General features: G+C 38.1%; 19 protein-coding genes and 1 pseudogene. 10 read left to right on the top strand and 10 right to left on the bottom strand.

What is annotated here, in order from left to right; all coding sequences use genetic code 11:
* Positions 1 to 69 precede the first annotated feature (69 nt).
* The 6 genes and pseudogenes from tnpB (RCO84_RS16950) to RCO84_RS12815 all read right to left on the bottom strand — a co-directional run.
* Entirely contained in the window at positions 70 to 327 is a 258-nt protein-coding gene (tnpB, locus tag RCO84_RS16950) for an IS66 family insertion sequence element accessory protein TnpB (RefSeq protein WP_373690109.1), read from the bottom strand.
* 171 nt (positions 328 to 498) lie between these two features.
* A complete protein-coding gene (locus RCO84_RS12835) occupies positions 499 to 1,524 on the bottom strand; it encodes an IS110 family transposase (protein WP_264957586.1) in 1,026 nt (341 codons plus the stop codon).
* A gap of 287 nt (positions 1,525 to 1,811) precedes the next feature.
* On the bottom strand, positions 1,812 to 2,837 hold the full coding sequence (locus RCO84_RS12830; protein ID WP_287851789.1) for an IS110 family transposase: 1,026 nt from the start codon (positions 2,835 to 2,837) through the stop codon (positions 1,812 to 1,814).
* Positions 2,838 to 2,961: 124 nt separating this feature from the next.
* Positions 2,962 to 3,162: an IS66 family insertion sequence element accessory protein TnpB gene (gene tnpB, locus RCO84_RS12825; RefSeq protein WP_144155435.1), complete on the bottom strand. Its 201-nt coding sequence runs from the start codon at positions 3,160 to 3,162 to the stop codon at positions 2,962 to 2,964.
* On the bottom strand, positions 3,150 to 3,560 hold the full coding sequence (locus tag RCO84_RS12820) for a hypothetical protein (protein ID WP_117588064.1): 411 nt from the start codon (positions 3,558 to 3,560) through the stop codon (positions 3,150 to 3,152). The genes tnpB (RCO84_RS12825) and RCO84_RS12820 overlap by 13 nt, the downstream gene beginning before the upstream one ends.
* Positions 3,561 to 4,566: 1,006 nt before the next feature.
* Positions 4,567 to 5,172, bottom strand: a pseudogene (locus tag RCO84_RS12815) (AAA family ATPase); the annotation flags it as partial.
* A 265-nt stretch (positions 5,173 to 5,437) separates the two neighbouring features.
* On the opposite strand from RCO84_RS12815, the gene RCO84_RS12810 reads away from it, so the two are divergent.
* The 8 genes from RCO84_RS12810 (at position 5,438) to RCO84_RS12775 (ending at position 12,044) form a co-directional block, all read left to right on the top strand.
* Entirely contained in the window at positions 5,438 to 6,343 is a 906-nt protein-coding gene (locus tag RCO84_RS12810; RefSeq protein ID WP_317585317.1) for a sce7726 family protein, read from the top strand.
* The gene (locus RCO84_RS12805) at positions 6,325 to 7,266 is read left to right on the top strand and encodes a sce7725 family protein (RefSeq protein WP_317585316.1); all 942 of its coding nucleotides are present in this window, start codon (positions 6,325 to 6,327) and stop codon (positions 7,264 to 7,266) included. Before RCO84_RS12810 ends, RCO84_RS12805 begins: the two co-directional genes overlap by 19 nt.
* A 46-nt stretch (positions 7,267 to 7,312) precedes the next feature.
* Complete coding sequence (locus RCO84_RS12800) at positions 7,313 to 8,269, top strand: RES family NAD+ phosphorylase (protein WP_317585315.1); 957 nt, start codon at positions 7,313 to 7,315, stop codon at positions 8,267 to 8,269.
* A gap of 51 nt (positions 8,270 to 8,320) precedes the next feature.
* The gene (locus RCO84_RS12795; RefSeq protein WP_317585314.1) at positions 8,321 to 9,181 is read left to right on the top strand and encodes a DUF2971 domain-containing protein; all 861 of its coding nucleotides are present in this window, start codon (positions 8,321 to 8,323) and stop codon (positions 9,179 to 9,181) included.
* A 53-nt stretch (positions 9,182 to 9,234) separates the two neighbouring features.
* Positions 9,235 to 9,495 (top strand): hypothetical protein, encoded by a 261-nt coding sequence (locus RCO84_RS12790; protein ID WP_317585313.1) that lies wholly within the window; start codon positions 9,235 to 9,237, stop codon positions 9,493 to 9,495.
* A gap of 51 nt (positions 9,496 to 9,546) precedes the next feature.
* Positions 9,547 to 10,752, top strand: coding sequence for an IS256 family transposase (locus tag RCO84_RS12785; protein WP_317584557.1), 1,206 nt, complete (start codon positions 9,547 to 9,549; stop codon positions 10,750 to 10,752).
* A gap of 124 nt (positions 10,753 to 10,876) precedes the next feature.
* On the top strand, positions 10,877 to 11,707 hold the full coding sequence (locus RCO84_RS12780; protein WP_317585312.1) for an energy transducer TonB: 831 nt from the start codon (positions 10,877 to 10,879) through the stop codon (positions 11,705 to 11,707).
* Positions 11,708 to 11,756: 49 nt separating this feature from the next.
* A complete protein-coding gene (locus RCO84_RS12775) occupies positions 11,757 to 12,044 on the top strand; it encodes an ATP-binding protein (RefSeq protein WP_317585310.1) in 288 nt (95 codons plus the stop codon).
* A gap of 872 nt (positions 12,045 to 12,916) precedes the next feature.
* Here RCO84_RS12775 and RCO84_RS12770 read toward each other — a convergent pair.
* From RCO84_RS12770 to RCO84_RS12755, 4 genes are all read right to left on the bottom strand, one after another.
* A complete protein-coding gene (locus tag RCO84_RS12770) occupies positions 12,917 to 13,039 on the bottom strand; it encodes a hypothetical protein (RefSeq protein ID WP_259322931.1) in 123 nt (40 codons plus the stop codon).
* A 279-nt stretch (positions 13,040 to 13,318) separates the two neighbouring features.
* On the bottom strand, positions 13,319 to 14,236 hold the full coding sequence (locus RCO84_RS12765; RefSeq protein WP_118142112.1) for an IS982 family transposase: 918 nt from the start codon (positions 14,234 to 14,236) through the stop codon (positions 13,319 to 13,321).
* Positions 14,237 to 14,355: 119 nt separating this feature from the next.
* Positions 14,356 to 15,096: a hypothetical protein gene (locus RCO84_RS12760; RefSeq protein ID WP_317585308.1), complete on the bottom strand. Its 741-nt coding sequence runs from the start codon at positions 15,094 to 15,096 to the stop codon at positions 14,356 to 14,358.
* A 525-nt stretch (positions 15,097 to 15,621) separates the two neighbouring features.
* On the bottom strand, positions 15,622 to 16,614 hold the full coding sequence (locus RCO84_RS12755) for a DUF3871 family protein (protein WP_317585306.1): 993 nt from the start codon (positions 16,612 to 16,614) through the stop codon (positions 15,622 to 15,624).
* A 1,333-nt stretch (positions 16,615 to 17,947) separates the two neighbouring features.
* Between RCO84_RS12755 and RCO84_RS12750 the strand changes: the two genes are divergently transcribed.
* Positions 17,948 to 18,334: a hypothetical protein gene (locus tag RCO84_RS12750; protein WP_264902768.1), complete on the top strand. Its 387-nt coding sequence runs from the start codon at positions 17,948 to 17,950 to the stop codon at positions 18,332 to 18,334.
* Entirely contained in the window at positions 18,328 to 18,762 is a 435-nt protein-coding gene (gene tnpB / locus RCO84_RS12745; RefSeq protein ID WP_264902767.1) for an IS66 family insertion sequence element accessory protein TnpB, read from the top strand. The genes RCO84_RS12750 and tnpB (RCO84_RS12745) overlap by 7 nt, the downstream gene beginning before the upstream one ends.
* Positions 18,763 to 18,823: the final 61 nt, after the last annotated feature.

The following is an 18,823-nucleotide window of genomic DNA, read 5'->3' as shown; positions in this document are numbered from 1 at the left end:
CAAGGATTTTCAGATATTTATTTTTACTATCTTACTGATATACAACCTATTAAACACAACCTTACACACCTACAGATTAAGCCGTTTTCGATATCTCATACTTTTCAGGCAAATTCCGCTCATGATGGCAGATAGCGTCTTGTAAGGCATTTTGCATTGTTTGCTTTGGGAATCAAAGAATGGCAATTCAAAGGTTCCTCGCTCCAGTCGCTTCTGGTACAGCAGGAAACCGTCGCCATCCCATTTGATTCCTAAGACATAGCCAAATTTTTGAGCAATTTTTTGTGTTAATAAATATAAAAGAGGCGTTTTGAAGCATACAGGCACTAAAATATCGGTAGCAGAAATGGTCAAAAATGATTTTTCTGTTACAAATCAACACGGAACTCGTTCTTTTAATAGCGTGTGGCTAGATTCCTAATTAGTTATCCGTGTTTGTGTCTTTACAAGACTCTAAATGGCAGTAGCACAGACTGCTATAGTTCACTTGTTTCGGACTTATGATATTGCAAGTTTTTCATTGCTGCTCTTTGAATCCAACGGTTCCCATTTTCTGTTCTGCTTACCTATGGCGAACATTCTGAGAACAAGTTTGAACTTAACGGCATTCAATGCCTTGCGTTTAGTGTCTGAATCTTGCTTACCTCCTAATTTACGGTTATAAAATGATTGTAACTCTGCATCATATTGTACAGCAACTGTGGCCGCCATGGATAGATCCGCTTTCGCCTGACCATCACAGCGTGCTGAAGGTCGGGGACGCCATCTCACACTGGTGCCTGAAGTGTGGGAGTGCGGTGCCACGCCGACATAACTGGCATATTGCCTTGCTGTTTCAAATGCGGTAAAGTTTCGGGTAATGACAATGACATTTATGGCATTGACGAAGCCGACTCCTGGTATTGTCAGAAGATTCTTGTAAGTAGCCAAAAGGCTATCGTCTGTAGCCAGCAACTTCTGCTCTTCCAACTCGATGTTATCAATGTCACGGCTGAATTTCTTGATGTAGCCATCATATAACTGGGCATCTTCCTTTGTGGTGCACAGCTGTCTTCTGTTCATGAAGCATGTACGCTGTTCCACCAGGAACTTACGCTCATTCATCAGTGCCTTGAGTCTCTGCATGGTCTTGTCAGGCATTTTATAAGGCTTGACACATTCGGTACCATTATAGCGATAGAGAAAGTCTGCAATCTTGGCAGAGTCAATCTTGTCGCTCTTGTCCTTGGGTTCCATGGGATAATGCTTTACCACATGGGTGGAGAGCATGCAGAACTGATAGTTCCTGGCATTAAGAAACTTCTCCAGTTCCATGGAATAGCTGCCGGTGAACTCCATTCCAAAGAGACAGTTCGAGAGAACCACATGATTCTTCTTGAGCCATGTGCACATTTCGCCAAATCCCTTGCGGGAATTGTTGAATACATCGTGAGAAAAGTCCTTAATTGGGGCTTCTTCACAGAAAATTGATACGTCAATGACATTTTTTGAGATGTCGATGCCGATAAATGATTTATTTTTCATACCTTTGTACCGCATTTTGCAGGAAGGAGCTCTCTATGTCAGGGTAAGCCACATCTTTTAAAAGCTTCCACGGCTAATTCCCTAAACGGCACTTGACCTGGCATTTCAGGCTGGGGAGACTAGATCAGGGAAAGGTCTTTGTCTAAGACAAAATAGTTCACTACCCCCGTCCGGAGTTCCTTCCATTTCAGATGCTCCGGCAAAGGTAGTGAAAAAAACGCAGACAAAAGACTTAGTCGGGAAATAGTTATGCTCTAAGAAGTGCGATAGTTCACTTTTGCTGCATTTTAGTTCTTATATGCATCTGTCTCCACATATGGTGTTCCACGCTTTATCACGGCAAACATACGAAGGACTAGCTTGAACTTGATGGCATTGAGTACGATGCCACCGCATTTTTCCTTTCTCTTGCGTATCCAATAGTCTCTTATTGAAGGATTGTTCCTTATGGCGGAAAGGACAGCTATGGATAAGTCTGCCTTGGCTTCAGAAAAGCCTTTCTTGGAAACACCCGTTTTCTTTCTTACTGAGGTACCAGATTCCTTTTTAAAAGGGGCTATTCCTATGTAACAGGCATATTTGCGAGGATTGCTGATTGCAGTGAAATTTTCCGTCAATACAATGGTTTCCAACGCTATGATGCGACCAATGCCAGGAATGGAGGTCAGCAGATTGTAATTCTTTCTGATGCTTGTATCTTCATTCATGTAGCTGTCAATCTCCTTGTCTATTGCTTTCTGGTTTTCCTGCATGTTCTTCAGCAGGAGTTTCTTGCGTTCAACGGATAAGTCTGTGTCGTATGCGCAGATATCATGAAGCTGTTGCTTGTAAAGAACAGACTGTTTGGTGTTCTGCTTACGCTCAGCCAGCAATCTCTTCAACTTGAAATAGACAGATGAAGGAAGTTTGGAGGGATTGCGAAGAATCTTCTTGTGGTTCTGCTCACAATAGATTGCTATTCTGAAAGCATCCAGTTCATCAGTCTTGATACGGTCTAGAGAGCGCTGGTCATCATCCAAGTCTGGCTCGAAGCGATGCATTTTGCGAGGTTCCACCATACCATAGATATATTCTTTGGATTCCAGCCATAATCTGAAGTTTTGATTATAAAGTCCAGTATATTCCATACAGAACAAAAAGGTAGCAAAGTCTTTTCCTACCTTTGCAACCCAGGAGCCAATCTTTTTGAATCCAGCATCATCATTGCTCACCTGAATATGGGCATTCTTCCAATCGATGGCTTCACCATCATAATAAGCAAGGTCGAGAGTCTTCTTGGAGACATCTACGCCAAAATACAGTTCTTTATCCATATTATTAACATTTTAATATTAAATGGATACAAGAAAACATTTGGCTTGGCGAAGGACTGAGTCAAATGATAGTGATATTCTAGAGCATTTTATAGTTCACCTTAACACCCGTTAACCAATTCGTTTAAACTTGTTTCCGAGTGCAAAGGTAAAAGAGCATTTTTACCTGCTGGCGGTTCTTTGAGAAGAAGATGAAGACGGCACCACCGAGTGGCGGCAGCTCCATCTCCGTCCTCACAATCTGGTACAGGCCATTTATGCCCATGTTCATTCGGACATATCGCTGGCAGACGTAATACTGGGTATTTTCGTTTAGTCCAAACATAGCATATCCTCCTTTTCATAAAGTTTCATCAGATGCATGACAGATTTGGCGCTACCTTTCTTGATGGTGACTATCGTTCCATTTGGGAAGGTTAGGGTTATGCCAAAAAGATAGTTCTCTGGACAGACGGGTTCGGATGGCATTTCCATGGGAAGGAACATCATCCCAGTGTCCTTGGCTATTGCCTCGGAACATTCCTTACGGGCTTCGGCCTGAAGCAGACGGATCTGCTGTTTGGCTAACCTAACGGAATAACCTTTCTCTGACATCCATCTATGCATCGAGCGATGGTTTACATGCCGTTCCTTTAAAAAAGGAATCAAACTGGCTTTTGGATTATGATTCAAATGAATCTGGAAGGCATTCCATGCCCTCTCATAACGTTCTGTTGCTCTCATAATTTCATTGCTTTTAAAATTATGGTGCAAAGGTAAGAACTTTTACGATAAAGGGCAAGGTATAAACGCGGAGCCGCTTACATTTTATGATACTTCGATGATACTTCTCTGGCTTTTTTGATGAAAAGTATCATTCTTGTAAATAGTTATATATCAGATATATAAACTGATATTTTCCTGAAAAATGAGACTTTGAGACTTTTTTCGAGAAAAAACATTCTTACGTGTGCGCGTATGCCCTACAGTAAATCTAAAAAGTGATGACTCTGACTCCACCCGAAAGTCCTTTATGTTTGGGACTCAATAGCCATTCGTATCTTGCGGATGCCAGATGTTAGTAGAATTTCACTATATTGATAACCAAACAATGTGCATCTCAATTCCTAGGTGGAATCTATAGTTTGAGCTAAAAGAGTATCAAATTGCTCCATAATCGAAAAAATCCTTCAAAAGGAGTGAGTTTCTCTGATTCCCAATCCAAAATGCCTTTGCCTTCTTCGTCTAGCGCCTGTTTTACCTTTTCGTTTGGGAAGCCTAAGTGATAGACATTTCCTACGCACGATTTGATGGTGAGATAACCTGATTGATATAAGAAGAGTTCTGGTCCTCCACCAGTAACATCGGAAGTCTCCAATGTGTTGCGGAGAATCATGCAATCCTCAAAATCAGATAGACGCAACTCTGCATCCTTAATGAACTTCTGCAGCATGGATGTGGCGCCCGATGATGCCCAATAACTGTTGAGATCCTGGGTGTCAAGCGCATTGATAAGGCTGAAAGGATTGTAGATGTCAACCATGTTTCGGCGACTGAAATGGTAACCGTCGTAGTAGTCCTTCAGTTTGTCGTGGGTTTCCTGTAAAGTCCATCCGTTCACCTCTGCCATTTTTTCAAGTTCTGGCTTGAAGTTCTCTTTTATCTCCTCCTCAGTGATACCGCAGATGGCTGCATATTCTGGGAGGAAACTGATGTTGGTTAAATTGTTGAGCACGGAGAAAAGGGAAATCTGCGTAAACTTGGTGATGCCAGTAATAAAGACCAGACGTTCGTATTCATCATCTGCCTTTAAAATGGCAAAGACTTCACGATATACCTCGGTGCATGCTTCGTGTTCCGGGGTTTTCCAAGAGTGCTGGAGTGGAGAATCATACTCGTCGATGAGGATGGCAACCTTCAAACCCGTCTGTTTGTATGCCGTCGTAATGATGGCATCAAAGCGGTCGGCAAGTTGGGCGGTAGGGGTGGGAGTGATGGCATACTTCTCCTCGTAGTATCCGAATCGCAGATTCAGGTACGAACGCAAGGTTTCTGCATTGGCGCCTCCACGGCTCATGTTGAGTCGAATCACAGGATATGCCTTCCAATCCTTCTCCAAATCCATGATTTTGAGTCCTTCGAAGAGTTTCTTTCTTCCTTCGAAGTAACACTGTAGCGTATCAATGAGCACAGACTTTCCGAATCGGCGAGGGCGGCTCAAGTAATTATACTGTTTGCCTTTGTTCGCTAATTTCCAAATGATGTCAGTCTTATCAACATAGAGATAGTTTTCTTCTCTTATCTTGTTGAAAGATTGTATGCCTGTAGGCAGCTTTCTGTATTCATTGTTTGCCATAATCCTTTCTCCTTTTTTTATATGGCACAAAGATACGGCAAATAATTGAAACCACCAAATTTTAAAAGAGGAATTACGGTGTTGTTCTTTGGATGTACATTCTCGCATTCAACTTCATTCTCTACCAAGAAACCCAAGTTTGATTAGATTCGTAAATGCAATTCGAGAAAATGTGTATTCGAAATAAAAAAAGTATAAAATATCCAATAAAATATTGATATATAAAAATAAAATGTTATCTTTGCCAAATAAAACAAGGTAAGGAATGAGACAGAATATACAAACATATAAGATTATGGATAGAATGCGGAGCTACTCTTCTGCATTCAGCCGTAATATGTTTGTTGATATTCTTAAGTATGGTGATTGTTCTCGACTTGATGGTATCCATGAAAAGTATGATGGAAAAAGAAAAAAAGAAAAGACTTATTTGTCTTATCTAAAGTATCTTTATCGTCAGATGAGTACTAATTATCGTTGCGAGTATGTTTATAAAAATGAGTTAGTTAATCAATTATTGATTAAAAAATATGCTCATCCAGAAACAATCGTGTTTAGCGAGTTTCGAATGCAAAAGTCAATAGTTGATTTGGTTATGTTTAATGGACATAGCCGTGCGTTTGAAATTAAGACGGAGTATGATACGACTCGACGATTGGCTGGCCAATTAGTTGATTATACTCGTGTTTTCCAAGAGTGTTATGTAGTCATCCCTGAGGGCTTGTTAGATGTCTATGAAAGAGATGTACCAATTAATATTGGTATAATTGTCTTAGTTGAGGAAAATGGAAGAATAGGGCTAAGAGAAATTAGAAAGGCTGTTGAAAATAAGAACATTGATGCAGGAATGATGATGAAGTGTTTGCGTACCAAAGAGTATGAAAACATTGTGATGGCAGAGTTTGGGAAACTTCCAGATGTTCCATATTATGAAATGTATGAAGCATGTGAGGCTAAATTATATGATATGCCGCCAGATAAACTGCATCAGTATTTTTTGTCAGAGATAGAGAAGAGAAAGAATAATATGAGTCTCTTGAGAAAAGCTCCTATAGAGTTGCGGCAAATGTATCTCCAGTTAGGTCTATCTCAAAGGCAAATAGAGATTCTACAAACATATTTAAATAACCCGATAAATTCAACGAAAAAGTTATGTATTTCCCATATTTAAGAGGTAAGCAATATGAACTTCTTGCATTAAAAGATTTCTCTCAGATGAGTCCTAATAATGCAAAGATTATTCCAGTAATAGAACCTGTTAAAAGTCAGGTTAATGGCTTGAATTCTGCTTTGGAAGCTTTGCGAGATAATGCAATGCGCTTTGCGGTTATCCTTAATCCTAAGGATGGTGATTTCAAGAAAGATAGGGATAATGATATCTTTCCTAAGTTGAATACTCTTCAGGAAGATCGTGAGAGTTGGATACCTGCTTATTTCTATAAGGGTTATCCTGATCTGTTGCTTTCACATGCAGAAAACCATAATTTTAGACATTTTATGGTAGTCTTTCCTGATGGTGTGAATATACATAATCAGGAAATCGCTAGGTTGTTAGCTGATGAGAAAGTTGAATATGTAATGTTGGGTAATCCATCTAAAGTGGCGTTAACCACTCTTGGACAAATGGGGAAAAAGGTGATTTTGTTGAATGGCCATTTTGAACCACAAACAAAAAATGCGGACTATGCTTTAGCGTCTGATGAGTTCTTTAGCGATGATTTCGTATCTTATAAAGAGAAAGGATTCTTTGGCTTCTCTGATTATACGGCATTGCCAAAAGTATTCTCGGAGGGCGGGTCTTTGCCTTATGCGATAGCAATCCATTTAACTTATCAGAAATCACCAGAGGAGATTTTTGTGCATCATTTTGTCTCTGACAACAATATTGATCAGTCTAACATTCGTGGTAAATTCCATGAAGCAGCTGTAAAGATAGGACCTTTCTACAAGGAAGGTGGTTATCAAGAAACATCTGCGGTTATTGAATTGATAGATAAAGCTAGTGATGTGGCAGGTTATCCTGGCTTAGGCTATATCAAGAAGTTATCTATAAAGAATCATTTGGAGTTAATAGATAGATTAATAACAGAGTAGTAATCGATATATGAATATTTGCAAGAATTGTTTTTGTGACGAGGAAATGCAGGCGGTAGTCAGCAATGAATCTCATACAGAGGGGGCTTGTGACTTTTGTGGTCAACAAGGGCTTCTTATGGATATTGATTACTTCTCTGATTTTTTTGAAGAGGTGTTGTCTTTATTTGCCCCTTCAGAGTCTGGTATAAGCATAGCGGAATTGATTCAGCGTGATTGGACTTTATTCTCATCAAAGGAAATAGGTGAAAAGATATTAGGCTATTTTCTGGATAAGAATACGTTTAATTATACTGTTAAGTCTAAGGTTGATTATGCAGTTCCCATACTCGAAAAAATGCAAGTGTGGAATTCTGTAAAAAAGCAGGTTCGTGAATCTTCTCGTTTCTTTGCGGATACTTCTTCCTTTGATGATATGCACTTGATTGTATCTAATGCAACAATACCTGAGGGTAGCGTATTCTTTAGAAGTCGTGTTCTTCCTTCAGGAGTGGAGAAATTGAAAAAGAAAGAAATGGGGTGCCCACCAAAGGATAAGGCAACTGCTGGGCGTGCAAATCCGTTAGGCATACCTTATTTATATTTATGTCAAGATGAAGTAACCACTTATTATGAAGTGAGAGCTTTGTATCTTGATAGATTAGGGGTGGCAAAGTTTAGGGCAACAGAAGATCTTAACATATTAGATTTTACCTCAAAATTAAGCCTGTATATAGCTTATGCGAATGCTACTGAACCACTGTCAGATGTCATTGTTAGGCAAAAAATATTACAGGCAATAAGTCGAGATTTGTCTAAGCCATTACGACGCTATGATTCTGAACTAGAGTATGTTCCGACTCAACTTGTATGTGAGATTTGTAAGCTAAATGGAATGGATGGTATCCGTTTTGAAAGCTCTTTGCATAAAGGTGGAATCAATGTTGTCTTGTTTGATGCAAGTAAAGCTAAGTGCGTATCTGTTAAGAGTGTAGAGATTGGTAATGTTCAAATATCTTCATGAGTTTTTCTCGAAGACATTTGGGATGATTAGTTGATTTAAAATGGTGTTGCTATGGATAATTCAGAAACTCAGGAGGTATTTAATAGTATTAAAGATAAGTTGAGTCATTGGACATCTTCTGTTTTTAATGAGTTTTATGGACTTCAAAAACTTGGTAGTTTGTATTATTATACAGATATGAATGCATTGGTTAATGGGATAATTGTGCCAGAACCAGAGGTAAACCGTGAGATTTGTCTTTGGGCAACAAAGTGGTCGCATCTAAATGACTCGCAAGAAAACTATATAGCTTTGGACATGTTGAAAGACGTGTTTAAGAATAATCTGGAAGTTTATAATGCTTTTGTGTCATTGTCTGGAGATAATCATTCTATAAGCTTTTCAAAAGAAAAAGACTATTTGCCCATGTGGAGTATGTATGGTGCTCAGGGTACAGGCATTATGTTAGAGTTCGATGTTTCGGAATTGTTGAAAATATATGGTGTCAGATTAATGCCTTGTGTCTATTATGATACAGAATATTTTGAATCGGTGTGTAAAAGATTCTTTGGCTTAGACTTGGGTGATGAGTTTGAGTGCATGTCTAATGATAAAAAGACGTTAGCGATAGCCATCTTAACAATGATGTTTGTTGGAACGCTGAAAAATTCTGCTTTCAAATATGAGAATGAGGTTCGCATTGTCGGAGTTGGGGCTCCATATTATGATGATGCAAGGAAGGAGCAATTCCGAGTGAAAAATGGAGTCTTGGTTCCTTATATAAAGGAGTACTTGCCAAAATCATGTTTGAAATCAGTGTGGCTTGGTCCGACAGCAGATAAAGAATTGTCATTAGACGCTTTGCGTTCTTATTTGGAAAGTCGCAATATTGAAGCAGAGGTGAATTGCTCTCAAATTCCTTATAGAGGGTAATTTGCGTATAATTATTTTTGTAATTAAAATTAATAAATATTTAAACATAAAAAATGAATAGACTTTTTATCATATTGACTTTTATTTTGGTTGCCGTTTGCACAGCTTATTCACAACCAAGAGAAAACTATAAGACATCTGCAAAAATTGTAAAGGTGTCTCAACTCGCAACGAATTTCATTAAATGGGAATATAATGACCATTATTTAAAATGGGAAGGCGCTCTCAATGATAAAAGCTTTTGTGCAAGTTCAAAAGATATAAAAAGCGTCAAAAGATATTCGGCAGAAGTACAATCTCATGAGAGAGTGTAAACTAAACTGTGTCAAGCTACAATAAAAGTAGTTTAACACAGTTTTTATATTATGGACAACTTAGAAATTGATTACAAGAAAGCAGCTCAGCAGTTGCGTAGTGGTGAAGCCTTATTTGGCAAGGACGGAGCATTAGCTCCATTGTTAGAGCGTATTCTCAACTCAGCTCTCGAAGGTGAGATGGACGCTCATTTAAGTGAAGAGGAACGCTCTTCCGGCAACCGTCGTAATGGTAAGATGAGTAAGAAGGTTCAAACAAAATATGGTGAGGTCACTATAGAGACTCCTCGTGACCGAGACGGAACTTTCCAACCTGAGACCGTAAAGAAGCGTGAGACTATTCTTGCCAATGGCATGGCAGACCAGATTATTGAGATGTACGCCATGGGCACCAGCACACGTGACATCAGCAGCTACTTTGAGCGTGAGTTCAACACAACTCTATCAGCCGATACAATCAGCTCTATAACAGACCGTGTATTACCCGAAATCACCGCCTGGAAGTCTCGCATGCTCGATCCTGTATATGCCATTTGCTGGCTTGATGCTATCCATTATAAGGTAAAGGATGAGAATGGCAGAGCTGTCACACGAGCCATTTACAACATTCTTGGTATCAACAAGGAAGGCCAAAAAGAACTGTTAGGTATGTATGTGTCTAAGAGTGAAGGAGCTAACTTCTGGCTAGAAGTTCTTACGGATCTTCAGAACCGTGGTGTTCGAGACATCTTGATTTGTTGTATTGATGGTCTCAAAGGCTTCCCGGATGCCATCCAAAGCGTATTTCCTGAGAGTTCTGTGCAGCTCTGTATTGTCCATCAGATACGCAATTCTATCAAGTATGTTGGCAGTAAGCATCAAAAGGAGTTTATCAAGGATTTAAGAACAGTATATGGTGCAGTAAACAAAGACTCCGCTGCTGCTAATTTAGACCTGTTAGAGTCTAAGTGGGGAGAGATGTACCCAATTGTCATCAAGTCATGGCGTGACAATTGGGAACGTCTGACAGAGTATTTCCAATATACTCCAACCATCCGTAAACTCATTTATACGACCAATACGGTTGAGGGGTATCACAGACAGGTAAGAAAGGTCACAAAGACTAAAGGGGTCTTTCCTACGGATAATTCTTTGGAGAAGCTTGTGTACTTAGCTTACCGCAACATCCGTAAGAAATGGACTATGCCACTGGCAAATTGGGGACAAATTTCTCAACAAATGGCAATAAAATTTGGAGATAGATTTAAAATTATGTAACTTTGCAGCCGAAAAGGCTTCCCTGCTGGGGGCATGCCCCCAGCAGGGAGTGGGAATGAAAGTTAAGAACAAGCCTTGACACAGTTTAAATTACACCCCCTCTCATGATGAAAATATACAATCAATGAGAATTCGCAAAATATCATACAATAACAATTACTGGTATCTACTCTCTATAACTTCATATGATGGAGCATATAAATTTCCTCTAATTTTTAAGGATTGGATTTATTGGAAAGTTACCAATCTTTATGTCATATATCCCGACCAATACAGAAAGCTCTTAAACCTACAAAATAACAACAATGATGTTATTATATATGCTGCTGGTTCTTATTTAATAAACTCAAATGAAAAAACATTGAGTACGGAAATGTCTACCATATTCAGAAACGGAAAAGTAGAACATTCACCTGGTGCTTGCCATTTTTATATAAGAGTAGAAAACGCAAATACCATACGACTTTTACTTCCTTCTTCCAAGAGATTAGGGGCATCACGTGAACTAAACTTTAACAAGTACTATTTTGAAATTCCTAAAAATGATTTCAATAAGGCTATTTGGTTTGATAAAATGACACCAGCTCAAATAACAATACCAACGCCTGATCCACAATCAATCTGTGATGTCAATAACTACAGTACAAAAACTGCGGCACACTTTATCGGAGGGACAGAAGCAATGGAGGCTTATATCAAAAGTAATATGAGATATCCATCAAATTCCTATTATAATCGTATAGAAGGAACTGTTATTGTATCTGCAGAGATCAAGCACGATGGCTCTATTGGCGACCAAAAGATTAAACAATCCATAAATGATGAACTAGATAGAGAGGCGCAAAGAATCATCTCATACATGCCAAAATGGGAACCAGCAACAGAAGAAGGTACAAAAATGAAATCAATAGTAGACATTCCCATCAAATTCCAAATTTCTGATTTTGAAAAATAAGAAAGAATAAAATAAATATCAGCTATTTCCGTATTCCCAGTTGCTTCAGATGCAGGGAAGAGTGATCAACTTCTTCCGCAAGCTCAGCAACCAAGATGCGCTGATTGTCGATGACTTTGGGATGGTTAAGCTGGATGATCAAATCCAACACGACTTTGAGCAAATAATCGACGACAAGTACAGCAGAAAGGCACTCATCCTTGCCAGTCAACTTCCTGTCGCTGATTGTTACAATGTGTTCCAAAGTGAGCTCATCGCAGAGGCTTGCTTGGACAGATTGGTGCATAAAGCAATAAAATTTGACTTAAAAGGCGAGAGTTTAAGAAAAAAGTATTAACTTTGCCGACAATACTGAAGGTTACTAATGAAGTGAACGGGTATTACCCGGAATACGCAACTTCTTTTGTTTTTAGTGAGTTTTATGGGCTTCGAAAACTTGGTAGTCAATATTCGAATAGTATGAACTGTTTATATTAAAGTATCTTAAATCATAAATGTAAATTCGATAAATTCATGTTTTTTTATAAATTTGCAAAACAAGAACAAAATTGTATAAAAGATGAGTCAACTTGAAAAAGTGGGTCTTCTTGTATATACAGCGATCAAGAGTGGCATGCTTTCTCCAGGCAAGGAATATGACTTTGATTTTACCATGAGCTCTTGGAATCAGAAACTTGGGAGGCAAAGCCTACCTACAAAGGCTTTATGGGATACGGACCTGGGTGTGCAGTCCTGACAGATACCAAAACTGGAGCAGAAACGTTATCAGGAATCGAGAATCGTTTTTTACCTACACTCCTACAAAACTTATTGTTTGCGGATTTTAGGGGAATTACGGTGTTGCTCTTTGAAGATGCATTCTTTCTGCAAGCTTGAATTCGTAGTTTCAAGCATGTTTCCTAAAACGAAAAAAGCAGTTAAGCACTTTCTGCTTAACTGCTTGATTTTCAAGGTGGACCAGCTAGGGCTTGAACCTAGGACCTCCAGATTATGAGTCTGTGCCGAGCCTTACTAACTCCTGCGGACTTAGCAAGGTGTAACCAACTGAGCTACAAGTCTTTTTATGCTATTTGTCAACCTGTTAATGAACACTGAAAGAATGAAATTAGTCAACAATGAGTCAACAATCATCCTTTTTGCTTGGGTACAATAGTTATGTACTTTGCAAATAATATTGGGATTCATTTTATAGAGAGAACCCCATGTCTCTTATAATTCTTCAAGAAGACTATCTAAGGATTGAAGTCGCTTCTTACCCTCGATATGGTCTTTCACTTCTTGAAGTGCTTCACGAAGTTCTGTTGTGATGTCTTGTCTTTTGTATTCTGTCATATTGATAATGTTGGTGTATGGCTACAAAGATAATGTTTTTATTTGGCAACCATTTTGGTAACTAAATTTTTGTTGATAATTAGCAAAAATAAAGCCAACCTCCACATGAAAGAAGAAGTTGGCTTGTATTTGATATGTTGTAATTATACCTCAGTTCGGGATAACGAGCTCTATCTAAAGGCTTTATAATGTTTTTATATAAGGGACACAGAGGCTTGGCAACCATCTATATATCTTGGATGGTTGCTGAGACAAAATCCTCATGTAAAATATGCAATGTTAGAAAAGACTAAGCTGTTTCGTATCTTCGATAACGTATCCAGTAAGTGCCTTGGGCTTGTTGTCAAAGAAACAGTATGCCCCTAATGCAGAAATAATATTTATGATGAAATTCGCAACAGACCTGTGACGTGAATGTACTATCTGAGCCGTATTTTTCAACAGGTCATTAATCGTTTCAATGATGTATCTTTTGCGTAGCATCATCTTGTCATAGAACGGCATTAGTTTGTTCTTCATGTTCACTCTCAGTCCTGTTACCAACTGGATGCCTTCCTCAAAAAGCGAATCGAAAAGTTTTTGCGAGATATAGCCTTTATCTGCAAACAGCTTACCATACAGACGTTTAGCCAACACATCGAATACCGTTGGATCTTTGTCGCTAACGTTTGCACCAGTGAGAACAAAAGCAATTATCTCACCTCTATCATTACAAGCCAGATGTAGCTTGAACCCATGACACCATCCCATTGTTCCCTTTCCGTTTGTGGCAATGCCTTTGAACACTTTGTTGGCATAACGCCTGAGATTGTGGCATATTGGTATCATGGTTGAATCAACAAAGGTTATACCTGTACATCTGCCAAAAGCACGGAGATTCAGGAAGAACATAAGAGGGAAGAATACGCGACTTTCAAGTTCTACAAAACGGTTATAAGACACCGCATTTGGAAAATATGACTTCAAAGTTCCTCTAATAAAAAATAGGTAATAATGCTTGAAGTTTCGGAACGAGCCGAAATGGAAATACAGCAAAATCGTCATGATTTCACTATCAGATAAAGAGGCTTTACGTCGTCTGCGCTTTACTCCATCTTCACCCAAAAGCAATTTTCCTGCATTTTCAGCATCAAAAACTTTGTAAAATTCATCAATAATACAAAATAATTCTGTAACTTTGTCCTTGGTAATCTCCATAATGATATCTTTTTATGTTTGTAACTAATTGGATTTCAACTACAAAGATACAAAAAATATCGGAGATTACCAACTTTTTTAGGCACTATTTCTTATCCCGAACTGAGGTTAATTATATTCTATTCCCAAGTTAAAGTGTAAACTTCTGGGCTACCAGAATCATATTGGTTCTTTTTCTCGGTTTCGGTTATCTTTATAGGATAGCCATCTCCATCAAGTTCGTATGTATAAGAAAGTGTATATCCTTCACTATCTGTAACGCTCTTTAATAGGTTCTTGTTGTTGAGACCAAACAAGGTTGGATGAGCCATAATAAGAAGATTACCATATTCCGCTAAAATCGCATCATCGAATCCTAGTGCATCAACATCAAAGACAGAATGCTTGTTAGGCATATCGGTATAATAAGTACAGTTATAGGTGTTACCTTCACTAACTTCTTTGTAATTTACGATATTACCATTCTCCCATGTATATTTGTTGATATTGTAGCCAGTAATTTGAGAAAGATAGTTTCCCGAATAGGCAGCCTTATATGTCTCTTCACCATCAGTAGCTTTTGAGATTTTTCCATTATCAAGAGTAATAGTACAAGGGTTCTCATCCCATCTTGCATGAGTTGTAAGCGTGATAGTGTTACCCGACCAATCAAGGTTTATGTATTCAGAATTTCCATTTACGTTTCTTGAAGCTCTAGTGAGTTTACCATCTTCTCCATAAGTAAAGTTTATGGTCTCATATTTACTACTGATGCGTACAAGTTTCTTGCCACTTGTAATGCTACCACCACCATTGTTATCATCATCATCGCTGCTACAAGCAACGAATCCAATTGACATAATCATAGCAAAGATTGCCATTGCTAAAAATTTGAATTGTTTTATAAATCTGTAAGTTTAAAATTAATAATTCAGTCTTGAATCCCCAGACGGCTTTTGCTGTAAATTGTTTATTGGTTGACACATAAAGAAAGGAGCATGGGGACTATTGAGTATTACTGACATAAAGCTCTGGACTGCTTGCAAAATAGTAACAGACAATAGCCCATGCTCCATGTGTTATATATATGGGTATATATATGCGACATGAAAGCATGAGCACCTTGAACTGCCATCTCATTTTGCATCGAATTGTCCAGATTCTATGTCGAGATAACTTCAAACGCTCATTCTAAATATGTACTTCTACTCCTTGTAGAATTGGTGCAAATTTAGCAATAATTGTTTGATTGACCAAGGATTTGTCTGTCTTTCTTCTAATATATGTTGAGATTTAACATTTCTGCTTAGTTTCTCTCATAGCTACATATATCAATGAAGCGTCTTTTGCTTATTAGTTAGTAACTAAAGGACACCTACCATTTCTGATAGATGTCCTGTCTGTGGTTAGTCGATAAACCATTTATATCGCTCGTCACCATGCAAGGCTGCATTGATGCCAAGTGCAAGTTGGGTGGTGTTGAGACTCCTATCCAAGAATGAGTCTATATAGCTAGACTTGTTAGCTCCTGTTAATAGGTTGTAGAACTTCCACATGTTGATGTCCTCTCCAAAACTACTAAAGTTCTCATCATTGATGTATGCTTTGGCTACGCTGTTAATCTGTGTATCAGTTAGCAACATCTTAGGAATGTTTCTCTGATAGTAATTAGGTAAGCACTGATAGAGTCTCATCTTGCCAAGTATCTGGCAAAACTGATGTTCGTTCATGGTGGTGTTCCCTAACGAGTGGAGTAGTTGAAGTTGTCTAGCAGGATTGAAACTGTTGAATAGCTCCAAGGCTGCACGATAGAGTTCATTAGTAGATGTCACTCTCAAATCCTCCTTGTAACCATCTGTAAAGATGCACATGTTGCAGCAAACTTGGTTCTTGAAACCTATTGCTAGACGGAATAGCTCTGGAGATTTCTTTGAATATAAGTTCATCTGATTGTATGCTCTAACTCCTACGATGGAAAGATTCAACTTGTTACCCATTATAGTCTCGAAAACTGTAGGGATGTCGATGCTGAATGCTGCACGCTCATAGTAGATGGTCTTGTCTGAATCCAAAAGTTGACTAGCAGGCTTTCTCACTGCTTCCGGTATTCTGCCTTTGATTACGTGGGAAACTCGAATGTTTGGAGTTCCAACCTTTTGACCATGGAAGAAAGTTCTGGTTGCATCCTTGATGGTCTCAATAAAGTCAGCGTGGTTGATGGTCAACTCGTTGTCTTTAGCAAAAACAGGAGTGATGCAATCGTTCTTCAAGTGCTCGAAGGTTACCTCTTGGGTATTAGCCTCAATAAAGTGATTCTCAGCCTTGAAATCGTCCAAGATAACTGCATCCTCGATGTTGTTTACTCTCTGTGCCTGTGGCAATAAAATAATGTTGTTCATAATCTCAATAAATTAGAAGTGAATAATGTTGTTTATAATCTCTATATAAATATTGGCGTTAGTACATGGGCTATTTATATATATATTTTTTTTCTATCTAAGAGTGAGGAGGGGACTGAAGTGTATGTCCACCGTCTTTTGTAGAACACATGGGGAGATATAAAGTAGAGGCATATAATATATAGTAATGTGTAAAGTCCTTATTTTTAGTCTTCCTCTTTCTTCTTCGGGCTTTTGATTTTTTGAGATATGATGTTTCCTAACTAATTAGCTAGGTTGAAAAAGTTGAGGCTGTAGATTGGTGCCGTAGGGTAGTTTTGGAACGGGCAGGTGAAATAGAAAATTTGGATAATCTTGCCTTATGCTCTCCTTGTTAAAGCATGGTATAAAAAAGAAAAAAGCCGCAAGCGTTGAGGCTCACGGCTTAGTTTGATTAATCAGATAATTATTAAAATTTATGGTCAAAAAGTGAAAACTAGTTCCATCTTCTTAGACGATGATATGTATATTCTTGAAAAATCCAAGTGATTTATGATATTTTTTACAATCAGCTTTCTGCTTGTTTTTTCTTTAAGTTATGGTCATTGTATGAATGAGCTATGAGAATGGTATCTAATAAAATAAAAACAGGGGACACCATAGACTGGCATCCCCTGCATGTTGGTATTTGGGAGTTTTTGTTTACTGAGACAGGTCTGGAGACATTTTTTGAATAGGTACTAAAAAGTATTATTCTTAAAATTATGTCTCCATAATGTAAAACTTTCTTTTTTGTAGAAGATAACCTTTCTTCTTTTTGTGTTGCTTTTCGATTGCATCAAAGTAATTTAAAATGGAATGGGAGCTAATAGCCTCTAGAGGTGTTATTGCTAATCTTCCATATATTCCAATTAATTCTTTTTTAATTTCATTTCTAGAGTACCATGAGCCAACTTGAAAGGTGTCGTTGATAATCTCTAAGATATTGTTTCCGTTGGCTTTCTGGTAATGGATTTCTCTACGAATTAGTTTTTTCTTATATTTCAGCTCTTCTATTTTAGCCTTACCTAGGATTTCGTAGGCTTCTACTATAACAATACTGCGTTAAATTAATATTTAATCGTCTGTAAATCAACAACTTATATTAAGAAATGTTTATGAAAACTTAACTATAAAACGTTGGTCAAGTCGCTGATTTTCAGTAACTTTGCAAATCACGACAAACGCAAAATTATACGAATACAGGACTTGACCAATATATGGATATCTTTAAAGGTAAGCAGTCACTTAGAGCCGTCTTGCGTACGTTAATAAAAATATATACCTTTGCCCCGAATTTTAAATTTGGGACAAAATGAATATAAACGAAGAAGGCAAGTACTATGCCTCAATGGTTCGTAAGTTTCGAACCGAGTACAAGAGCAAGAACCTTCATGGGTTCTGTAAAGAACAAAAAGTAAGCTATACTAAGATGCTTCATTGTTTGCGTAATGATTCTTATCGCAAGCCAAGTACCAAGCCTGTGAGTTTAGATGAAGAGCAGGGCTTGCATCCTCTGGTCGTAGAACCTGCAGATTCTGTCACGATAGAACCAGCAGTTTTACCTGTTGAACAAGATGTAGAATTGTTGCTTGATGATATAGAGTTGAACTTTGGTAGTAAGATTAGCTTGCACATAGGTAGCTGTTCCAAATCAGCTTTGGTTTCACTGATCAAGGAAATGGAGGGAACACTATGCTGAGTTTATCAAGTGGTTTTAATTATTATCTGTGCAGTGAACCCGTAACCTTGCGTTATCGCCATGCTGGTTTGCGCAATTATATCAAGAGCCAACTTCATCGTGATCCTACCAATGGAGACATTTATATCTTTCTTTCAAAGGACAGTCATCGTGTTCGTATCTATTATTTTCATCATCAAGGTGAGATTCTTACCGAAAAGATTCTCCATTCCAACCATTTCGTAGAGCCAGTCTTCGATGAGAAAAAGGGATGCTATCATATCTCTTGGGAGAGCTTTGTCTATCTGATTGAAGGAATCGTTCTAAAAGACCGTAAGGTTGCTTTTAACGACCTGAATGATGAAAATGACGAAGAATTGGGTATGGATATTGAAGAGCCTGCCCAAGGAAAAATAGACGAAAAAGAACTCTTGAAAGAAGCTATTTAATATATAATATTTAACATAAAATATTGATATTCAATGCTTTATAATTTTGTTATCTCAAATA

It is taken from the genome of Segatella copri, assembly GCF_949820605.1.
Lineage (GTDB): Bacteria > Bacteroidota > Bacteroidia > Bacteroidales > Bacteroidaceae > Prevotella.
Note: the sequence above shows the minus strand (reverse complement) of the source record. Positions and strands in the feature narration are given on the sequence as shown.

Bases quoted from the DNA above. Each gene is read 5' to 3' on its own strand.
- RCO84_RS12835 (WP_264957586.1), bottom strand. From the start codon at position 1,524: ATGAAAAATAAATCATTTATCGGCATCGACATCTCAAAAAATGTCATT.
- RCO84_RS12830 (WP_287851789.1), bottom strand. From the start codon at position 2,837: ATGGATAAAGAACTGTATTTTGGCGTAGATGTCTCCAAGAAGACTCTC.
- tnpB (WP_144155435.1), bottom strand. From the start codon at position 3,162: ATGTTTGGACTAAACGAAAATACCCAGTATTACGTCTGCCAGCGATAT.
- RCO84_RS12820 (WP_117588064.1), bottom strand. From the start codon at position 3,560: ATGAGAGCAACAGAACGTTATGAGAGGGCATGGAATGCCTTCCAGATT.
- RCO84_RS12810 (WP_317585317.1), top strand. From the start codon at position 5,438: ATGAGACAGAATATACAAACATATAAGATTATGGATAGAATGCGGAGC.
- RCO84_RS12805 (WP_317585316.1), top strand. From the start codon at position 6,325: ATGTATTTCCCATATTTAAGAGGTAAGCAATATGAACTTCTTGCATTA.
- RCO84_RS12800 (WP_317585315.1), top strand. From the start codon at position 7,313: ATGCAGGCGGTAGTCAGCAATGAATCTCATACAGAGGGGGCTTGTGAC.
- RCO84_RS12795 (WP_317585314.1), top strand. From the start codon at position 8,321: ATGGATAATTCAGAAACTCAGGAGGTATTTAATAGTATTAAAGATAAG.
- RCO84_RS12790 (WP_317585313.1), top strand. From the start codon at position 9,235: ATGAATAGACTTTTTATCATATTGACTTTTATTTTGGTTGCCGTTTGC.
- RCO84_RS12785 (WP_317584557.1), top strand. From the start codon at position 9,547: ATGGACAACTTAGAAATTGATTACAAGAAAGCAGCTCAGCAGTTGCGT.
- RCO84_RS12780 (WP_317585312.1), top strand. From the start codon at position 10,877: ATGAGAATTCGCAAAATATCATACAATAACAATTACTGGTATCTACTC.
- RCO84_RS12775 (WP_317585310.1), top strand. From the start codon at position 11,757: ATGCAGGGAAGAGTGATCAACTTCTTCCGCAAGCTCAGCAACCAAGAT.
- RCO84_RS12770 (WP_259322931.1), bottom strand. From the start codon at position 13,039: ATGACAGAATACAAAAGACAAGACATCACAACAGAACTTCGTGAAGCA.
- RCO84_RS12765 (WP_118142112.1), bottom strand. From the start codon at position 14,236: ATGGAGATTACCAAGGACAAAGTTACAGAATTATTTTGTATTATTGAT.
- RCO84_RS12760 (WP_317585308.1), bottom strand. From the start codon at position 15,096: ATGGCAATCTTTGCTATGATTATGTCAATTGGATTCGTTGCTTGTAGC.
- RCO84_RS12755 (WP_317585306.1), bottom strand. From the start codon at position 16,614: ATGAACAACATTATTTTATTGCCACAGGCACAGAGAGTAAACAACATC.
- RCO84_RS12750 (WP_264902768.1), top strand. From the start codon at position 17,948: ATGAATATAAACGAAGAAGGCAAGTACTATGCCTCAATGGTTCGTAAG.
- tnpB (WP_264902767.1), top strand. From the start codon at position 18,328: ATGCTGAGTTTATCAAGTGGTTTTAATTATTATCTGTGCAGTGAACCC.